Annotated in this window: 7 protein-coding genes; 2 read left to right on the top strand and 5 right to left on the bottom strand. The window is 63.8% G+C overall.

The genetic code is table 11. The features are described 5' to 3' along the window. A partial coding sequence (locus tag HP546_RS14260) for an amidohydrolase family protein (RefSeq protein WP_172226275.1) occupies window positions 1–468 on the top strand: 468 nt, incomplete at its 5' end. An 87-nt stretch (window positions 469–555) separates the two neighbouring features. On the opposite strand, the gene fabB is transcribed toward HP546_RS14260, so the two are convergent. The 5 genes from fabB to HP546_RS14235 form a co-directional block, all read right to left on the bottom strand. After that, window positions 556–1,776 carry a beta-ketoacyl-ACP synthase I gene (gene fabB, locus HP546_RS14255; RefSeq protein ID WP_172226272.1) on the bottom strand — a complete coding sequence of 407 codons (1,221 nt, stop codon included), beginning with the start codon at window positions 1,774–1,776 and terminating at the stop codon, window positions 556–558. An 11-nt stretch (window positions 1,777–1,787) separates the two neighbouring features. Next, a complete protein-coding gene (fabA, locus tag HP546_RS14250; RefSeq protein WP_027592861.1) occupies window positions 1,788–2,303 on the bottom strand; it encodes a 3-hydroxyacyl-[acyl-carrier-protein] dehydratase FabA in 516 nt (171 codons plus the stop codon). Between the two features lie 207 nt (window positions 2,304–2,510). Then, entirely contained in the window at window positions 2,511–4,442 is a 1,932-nt protein-coding gene (locus tag HP546_RS14245; protein WP_172226269.1) for an ATP-binding protein, read from the bottom strand. Further along, a complete protein-coding gene (locus tag HP546_RS14240) occupies window positions 4,439–5,329 on the bottom strand; it encodes an ABC transporter substrate-binding protein (RefSeq protein ID WP_172226266.1) in 891 nt (296 codons plus the stop codon). The genes HP546_RS14245 and HP546_RS14240 overlap by 4 nt, the downstream gene beginning before the upstream one ends. Then, window positions 5,329–7,476, bottom strand: coding sequence for a TonB-dependent siderophore receptor (locus HP546_RS14235; RefSeq protein ID WP_172226263.1), 2,148 nt, complete (start codon window positions 7,474–7,476; stop codon window positions 5,329–5,331). The genes HP546_RS14240 and HP546_RS14235 overlap by 1 nt, the downstream gene beginning before the upstream one ends. A gap of 191 nt (window positions 7,477–7,667) precedes the next feature. Between HP546_RS14235 and HP546_RS14230 the strand changes: the two genes are divergently transcribed. Continuing rightward, window positions 7,668–8,476 (top strand): NAD(P)H-dependent glycerol-3-phosphate dehydrogenase (locus tag HP546_RS14230; protein WP_172226260.1); only part of this gene is annotated, 809 nt, incomplete at its 3' end.

The following is an 8,476-nucleotide window of genomic DNA, read 5'->3' as shown; positions in this document are numbered from 1 at the left end:
CGCGATCTGCCGGTGCTGCTGCATTCCAACATCACCTCCAAGCGCGAGCGCAACCCGTTGTACCTGGCGGAGCTCGAAGAACCACTGCGCAATCACCCGCATACGCGGTTCATCTGGGCGCATGCCGGCAGCAGCATGGAGATCCACCGGCACCAGACGCAGATGGACTTTCTGCTGCCGGTGCTGACGCGGTTGCTGGACGATTACCCGAACCTGTATGTCGACCTGTCGTGGAGTGTGCTGGAGCCTTATCTGCTGGACGACAATGGGGTACCGCGCAAGGAATGGCTGGCCTTGGTCGAGAAGCACCCGGAACGGTTCATGCTGGGGTCGGATGTGGTCGGGCGGTTTGGCAGCCTGGGGGAGCAACTGCACGGGTTCGGGCCGTTTCTGGATGCATTGCCGGAGGCGGTGGCAAACAAGGTGGCCCGGGAGAATTTTCTGTCTATTCTGCCCAGGCATAAATGATGGTTGCCGGCGATAGGGCCGGTACAGGCAGCAAAAACAAAAACGCCCCGAACCAGTCGGGGCGTTTTCAATTACTGCAGCGAGGCCTTACTTGCCTTCCCAGCGCTTGAGCACCAGGGTGGCGTTGGTGCCGCCAAAGCCGAAGCTATTGCTCATGACCGTGTCGATCTTGGCGTTTTCTTCGGTTTTGCGCAGGATCGGCAGGTCGGCGACCTCCGGGTCCAGTTCGTCGATGTTGGCGGAGCCGGCGATGAAGTTGTTTTCCATCATCAGCAGGCAGTAGATTGCCTCGTGTACACCAGCGGCGCCCAGCGAGTGGCCCGACAGGCTCTTGGTCGAGCTGATTTTCGGGGCCTTGTCGCCGAACACGGCGCGAACACCCTTGATCTCGGCAACGTCACCGACCGGAGTCGAAGTGCCGTGGGTGTTCAGGTAGTCGATCGGGGTGTCGACGGTGGACAGTGCCTGCTGCATGCAGCGGATGGCACCTTCGCCGCTCGGGGCAACCATGTCGTAGCCGTCGGAAGTGGCACCATAACCGACGATTTCGGCGTAGATTTTCGCGCCACGGGCCAACGCGTGTTCGAGCTCCTCGACCACCACCATGCCACCACCGCCAGCGATGACGAAGCCATCACGGTCGGCGTCATAGGCGCGCGAAGCCAGTTCCGGGGTTTCGTTGCGCTTGGTCGACAGGGCGCCCATGGCATCGAACAGGAACGACTGGCTCCAGTGCTCTTCTTCACCGCCACCGGCGAAGACGATGTCCTGCTTGCCCCACTGGATCTGCTCCAGGGCGGTGCCGATGCAGTGTGCCGAAGTGGCGCAGGCCGACGAGATCGAGTAGTTGAGGCCCTTGATCTTGAACGGGGTCGCCAGGCACGCCGAAACGGTGCTGCCCATGGTGCGGGTGACGCGGTACGGGCCGACGCGCTTGACGCCTTTCTCACGCAGGGTGTCCAGCGCTTCCATCTGGTTCAGGGTCGAGGCGCCGCCGGAGCCCGCCACCAGGCCGGTACGCGGGTTGGAAACCTGCTCTTCGGTCAGGCCGGCGTCCTTGATCGCGTCCTGCATGGCCAGGTAGGCGTAGGCAGCGGCGTGGCCGACGAAGCGGTAGACCTTGCGGTCGATCAGTTCTTCGAGGTTGAGGTCGATGGACCCGGAAACCTGGCTACGCAGCCCCATTTCCTTGTATTCCGGGTTGTAACGGATACCCGGACGGCTGTTGCGCAGGTTTTCGGTGACGGTAGCTTTGTCATTGCCCAGGCACGATACGATGCCCAGACCAGTGATAACGACGCGGCGCATGCGAATAACCCTTAGAAATTGTCAGTGGAGGTGAACACGCCGACCCGCAGGGCTTCGGCAGTGTAGATCTCGCGGCCGTCAACGCTGACGGAGCCATCGGCGATGGCCATGTTCAGCTTGCCTTTGAGGACGCGCTTGATGTGAATGTTGTAGGTGACTTTCTTGGCAGTAGGCAATACCTGGCCAAAGAATTTCACTTCACCCGAACCCAGGGCACGACCGCGGCCTGGCAGGCCCTGCCAGCCGAGGAAGAAACCGACCAGCTGCCACATGGCGTCGAGGCCCAGGCAGCCCGGCATGACCGGATCGCCTTCGAAGTGGCAGGCAAAGAACCACAGGTCCGGATTGATATCCAGCTCGGCGACCAATTCACCTTTGCCGTACTTGCCGCCTTCTTCGCTGATATGGGTGATGCGATCGACCATCAGCATGTTCGGCGCGGGCAGTTGCGCATTACCTGGGCCGAACAGCTCACCGCGACTGCAGCGCAGCAGGTCTTCCCGAGTAAAGGCGTGTTGTTTGGTCATGCGAGCTCCTCAATAACCCCCTGTGGCAGGGGATGAATCTTCCCGGCCGGCCCGAAAAGCGATGACTTCGGGGCGGCAGCCTACAGGTAGACTATTGCGTTGTGGTGAAAGTCACAGCGCACCTGGCGAAAGAAGTACAGGTGTGCACTGAAACGTCTATTTTCAGGTCCGATGAAGGTCCTGTCCAGTGTTTAAGACTGCCGCACTTTAGCATTTATCGCCAGTCGCGGTTGTCTGACCGGGTAGCCAGCGCTGCAGCACGCGCTGCAGTTCGCTGCGGCGCAACGGTTTGGTCAGGTAGTCATCCATGCCCGCGGCCATGCAACGCTCGCGGTCGCCCTGCAAGGCGTTGGCGGTCAGGGCGATGATCGGCAGGCGGGCGCCGTTGGGCAGCTGGCGGATGCGCCGGGTGGCCTCATAGCCATCCAGGTGCGGCAGGCGGCAGTCCATCAGCACGGCGGCAAAGCGCTGCTGGCTGACCCGTTCGACTGCCTCCAGGCCGTCCTCGGCGGTGCAAACCGTAACGCCAAGGCTGCGCAGCATGGCTTCGATGACGCTCTGGTTGACCGGATTGTCCTCTACCAGCAGCACTTCATCATTGCCGGCGACCGGCGTGCTGGCAGCCATTGGCAGGGGCCGCTTGCCGGGGGGCGGGCTGGCCACGGCCAGAGGCATCTCCAGGGTGAAGGTAGAGCCCAGGCCTTCCCGGCTTTCACCGCGCAGCTTGCCGCCCATGCGTTCGGCCAGGGTACGGGCGATCGACAGCCCCAGCCCGGTGCCGCCATAGCGTCGGGAAATCGAGCTGTCGGCCTGCTGGAAGGCGACGAACATCATTTCCAGGCGGTCGTTGTCGATGCCGATACCGGTGTCGCGCACACTGCAGGTCAACCAGATCAGCTGCCGGTCCAGCACCTGCCACTGCGCCTCCACCTGCACCTGGCCGCGTTCGGTGAACTTCAGGGCGTTGGCCACCAGGTTGAGCAGGATCTGGCGGATCCGCGTAGGGTCGCCGTTCACCTGCAATTGCTCGATGCCGGCCGGCAATTGCAGGTGCAAGCCGAGGCCGCGCTGCTGGGCGCTGTGCTGGAACGACTGGACGCTGCTGGTGATCAGCTCGGCCAGGTTGAAGTCGATATGCTCCAGTTGCAGCGCGGCGCGTTCGATGCGGGAGAAATCGAGGATGTCGTTGATGACCTTCAGCAAATGCCCGGTGGATTCACTGGCCACTGCGGTGTAGTCGGCCTGTTCGCTGCTCAACGAGGTGGTTTCTAGCAACTGCAGCATGCCCAGCACACCATTCATCGGCGTGCGCAGCTCGTGGCTCATCATGGCCAGGAAGTCCGATTTGGCCCGGTTGGCCTGCTCGGCCTCTTCACGGGCCTGGATCAGCTCGGCAATGGCCTGCTTCTGTTCGTCACTGGCCTGCTCCAGGGCCTGCGCCAGGTTGTTGATGTGGCGCGCCAGGTGGCCCAGCTCGCTGTCATCGACCACCGGCAAGGGGGTGTTGTACTCGCCTTGCTGAATCGCCTTGACCGCATGGCCCATGTCGCTGATCGGCTTGGCCAGGCTCAGGGCCAGGCGGCGCGCCAGCAAAAAGGTGAACAGCAGGGCGAACAGCGCCAGGATGCCGGCCTTGATCACGATTTCCTGCTGCCGCTGGCTGAAGGCGTCATCGGACATGCCGACGATCACCCGCCCCAGGTAGTCGTCACCAATGGCCGGGGTGGTAGCCTTGCCCTGTTGCAGGAAGTCGTTGTCCAGGCGGATCTGCTGCAGGCGAATGGGCGCCTGGAACACTTCGACCTGTTGCGCGCGGTTGGCGCTTTCGTCGGACTGCTCGACGTACACCAGGATGTGGTTACGGCTGTCCTGTACCTCCAGAAAACGCACGTGGGGAATGCTGAGGGTGGCACGCATCAGCCCTTCGAGCACTTCGTTGTTGCCCGAGATCACCCCGTATTCCGACGCCGGTGCCAGCTGGTTGGCAATCAGTTGCCCGGTGTGGTTGAGCTCCTGACGCAGGTCCTGGATGCGCACGAAGGTGAAAAAGCTGATCAGCAGCAAGGTCAGCAGCAGGGCCGGGCCGAGGCTGATGATCTGGGTGCGGGTATGAATGTCCCAGCTCAGGCGCTTGCTCATGGGGTGGGTTCTCCTTCGGCCAGGGCCTTGGCGGCGGCGTTCGGATCGATCGGTTCAAGGCCCAGGGCGCGGGCAACCTGCTGGTTGCCACTGACGCCGTAGCGCGCAGGGTAGAGGCTGCGCGGCCAGTGCGCGGGTGGCTGGTCGAGCAACTGGTCGAGCACCGCCAGCCAGTCGTCCTGGTCGCTGTAGGTGCTGGCCAGGGCACCGGCGCGGACAAAACCCGCGTTTGGGCCGATCAGCGCCATTTGTCGGCCATAGCTGCTCAGCAGCAGGTTCTTTACGGTCTTGGAGTTGTACAGGGCCGGGTCGTCCAGGCCCAGCAGCACGTCGCTACTGGCCAAAAGCTGCTGCAGCGGCCGGCTGTCACGCGCGTCGGGCCAGTCTTGGGCCACGATCTCCAGGCCCAGCGGGCGGGCGGCATGGCGCAGTTCGTCGAGCAGAAAACCGCTGTGTTCACCGTACAGCACACCAATGCGCTGGGCCTGCGGCAGCAGGTAGCGTGCCAGGCGCAATTGCCGGCCCAGCGGCGCGTCGCTCCACAGCAGGGTGACGAACGCGGGGCGCGACTTTCCCAGGCGTTGTTCAGCCTGTACCCGGCTGATCCGCATGGCCAGGGCCGGTGGGCCGGCGCTCTCGCCCAGGCGCCACTCCAGCGCGGCGCTGTCCAGCAGGATCAGGCGCTGGTCGGTTTTCAGCTTGCCCGGGCGCGGCAGCTCGGCGGTGGTCTGGAAACGCACATGATCGTGCGGGCGACGGCTTTCCAGCGCGGCGACGAAGCTGCGAATGCCTGGCTGGTCTTCGCCGCCTACCAGCAGAATTTCGCTGGCGGACAACGGCCCCAACGGCCACAGGCAGAGCAGCAACAGACGCAGCAGCAGGGCCATCAGAACTCCAGCTCGGCGCTGACGCTCAGCCGGTGACGGCTGTCGTAGCGGTTCTGGATCGCCGTGGTCGGCTGGTCGTCCAGGCGCTGCTGCCACAGCGCCGCCAGTTCCAGGTTGCTGCCATACACGCGCAGGCGCTTGGCCAGGCGCAGGTCGATGCGTTCGTAGCGGTACTGGTTGAGCGCATCGTCGCCATAGTAGAACAGCGCGCTCGACCAGCCGTCGCCCCATTCGCGCAGCCACCCGGCCGAGCCGCTGTTGCGGGCACTGAGGCGGCGGTCGTCGGGGTTGCTGGCCCAGGCATCGACGTAGGCGTAGGTCAGGCGCAGGCGGTCGCGCAGGGTCGGGCGCCAATCCAGTTGCGCTTCACTGCCGCTGAAGCGGGCCTTGTTGGCGTTGCTGGCAATGTACTGGTTGTTCTTCAGCGGCTCGCTGATCATTCCGGTGATCTCGTCGTAGAACAGCTTCACATCCATGCTCAGGTCGATGTCGCTGAAATAGCCGTTGTAGCCGAGTTCACGCGAGCGCATGCGCTCCTGTTCGAGGTCACCAGGGCCGCGGGTCTTGACGAAATATTCGCCGTTCTGCAGACCGAAGGCATTGGGCGAGAGGTTCTTTACCGTGTAGCTCCAGTTGACGTTGTTCTCGAACATGTCCGGCGAGCGTACTGCTTCGGAGTACACCGCGCGCAGGCCGTGGCGCGGGGTGATCAGGTAGTTGATCGCCACGCGCGGGGTGAGCGAGTTGCCCGACAGGCGCGAGTCCTCGAACATGGCGCCGCCCTGCAGGATCCAGTGCTCGTCGGCGCGCCATTCGAGCTGGCCGAACAAGCGCCAGGTCTGGTCATCGAGGCTGCCGTTGAAGTAGGTCTGCGAATCGGCACGATCATAGCGGTAATTCATGCCGCTCAGCAGGCGCAGGCTGTCGGTCAGGCTCAGGGTGTCCTGGATTTCCAGGTCATAGCGGGTTTCGCGGGTGCTCTGGTCGACGTCGCCGCAGACCGGCTGGCTGCCACCGGCCTGCCATTGTTCGCGCACCTTGTTGGACAGGGCGCTGAGCACCGGGTCACTGCTGCTTGGCAGGTCGCCTGCGGCCACGCCGCGCGCGACTTTCTCGGCGAAGTCCGGGTTCATTTGCCAGAGCTGGGTCAGTTCAGGGCTGAACGACTGCAAGGCATCGCAGGCCCGCCACACCTGTTGCCGGTCGAAGTGCTGTGCCGAGCCCTGGATATAAAGGCTGTGTTCGGCACTGAACTCCTTGGTCCAGCGCAACGAGCCGGCGTAGTCCTTGGCGTTGACGTCGGCGTTGTTGCCGGCCTCGTACCTGGCAAATACCGGCTGGTAGGTGTAAGGCCGCTGGTTGCTGCCTTCCTTGGCCGCCAGTTGCCACTCCAGGGTCTGGTCCACCGCCAGGTTGTGGCTGGCGCTGAGGTTGAAGCGGGTCAGCCGGCGGCTGTCGCGGTAGTCCTGACCGAACTGGTCCTGGTCGAAGCCGTCGTCCTGCTGGCCCGACAGCGACAGGCGCATGTCGCCACCGTCCCAGCCGAAGCCGTGACTGGCGTAGAAGTCGTTGATGCCATCCTCGCCGCGGGTCAGCTTCAGCCGCGTGCCATGGCTGTCGGCGGGGTTGCGGGTGAGGATGTTGACCACGGCCATCAGCGCGTTGGCGCCGTAGCTGACTGTGTTGGGGCCGCGGAATACCTCGATGCGCTCGATGTCCTCCATGGCCAGCGGAATATCGCTCCAGTCGACGGTGGCCAGGCCGGCGCGGTACACCGAGCGGCCATCGATCAGCACCTGCATGCGCCGTGCATCGTTGACGTTGCTGCCGTGGTAGTTGACGGTCGGCTGGTTACCGGCGCCGTAGCCGATCATCATGCCCGGCACCAGGCGTAGCAGCTCGGGGATGTCACGGGCACCGCTGGCACGGATCAGCGCGCTGTCGAGCACGGTCATGCTGCCCGGCACTGCTGCCGGGGATTGTTTCAGGCGCGTGGCGGTCAGAACCTGCGGCAGGTCGGTGCTGTCGATGAACAGGTCATCTGCCATGGCCGGGCCACCGAGCAGGGCGGTCAGTATCAGCAGGCGCGGGTAAGGGGGCGTGCCAGGGAACACGGAGCGGCCTTGTATCAGGAGTGAAACAGGCATGGTAACTGACCTTGGCGCATTTGCCAGTGATCAGCCTTACCTGTTTGGGCCCTTTCGTGCTGCTGAAGGTGGCGCGGTCCCTGTGGGAGCGGGTTTACCCGCGAAAGGGCCGGCACTGACACTGGTTCTGTAGCAGGCGAGCCGTATAATGGCGGCGTCGCCACTTAATTTTTGGCTTTAACGGATTGAATATGACTGAACAGCAACCTGTTGCAGTTCTGGGAGGCGGCAGCTTCGGCACCGCCGTGGCGAACCTGCTGGCGCAGAACGGTGTGCCGGTGCGCCAATGGATGCGCGACCCGGAGCAGGCCGAGGCCATGCGCGTCAATCGTGAAAACCCGCGCTACCTCAAGGGTATCCGCCTGCACGACGGCGTCGAGCCGGTCAACGACCTGTTGGCCACCCTGCAGGCCTGCGAGCTGGTGTTCGTTGCCCTGCCATCGAGCGCCTTGCGCAGCGTGCTGGCACCGCATGCCGAGCTGCTGCGTGGCAAGGGCCTGGTCAGCCTGACCAAGGGTATCGAAGCGCAAAGCTTCAAGCTGATGAGCCAGATACTCGAAGAAATCGCCCCCGAGGCCCGCATCGGTGTGCTGTCCGGACCCAACCTGGCCCGCGAGATCGCCGAGCACGCGCTGACTGCCACGGTGGTTGCAAGCGAAGACGACAGACTCTGCGAGCAGGTGCAAAGCGTACTGCACGGGCATACGTTCCGCGTCTATGCCAGTGGCGACCGCTTCGGTGTAGAGCTGGGCGGGGCGCTGAAGAACGTCTACGCCATCATCGCCGGCATGGCGGTGGCCCTGGGCATGGGCGAGAACACCAAGAGCATGCTGATTACCCGTGCCCTGGCCGAAATGACCCGCTTCGCTGTCAGCCAGGGCGCAAACCCCATGACCTTCCTCGGCCTGGCCGGTGTCGGTGACCTGATCGTCACCTGCTCCTCGCCCAAGAGCCGCAACTACCAGGTTGGCTACGCGCTGGGGCAGGGCCACAGCCTGGA

The sequence above is a fragment of the Pseudomonas sp. CM25 genome, from assembly GCF_013179705.1.
Lineage (GTDB): Bacteria > Pseudomonadota > Gammaproteobacteria > Pseudomonadales > Pseudomonadaceae > Aquipseudomonas.
This window is presented reverse-complemented; position numbering and strand designations above follow the sequence as displayed.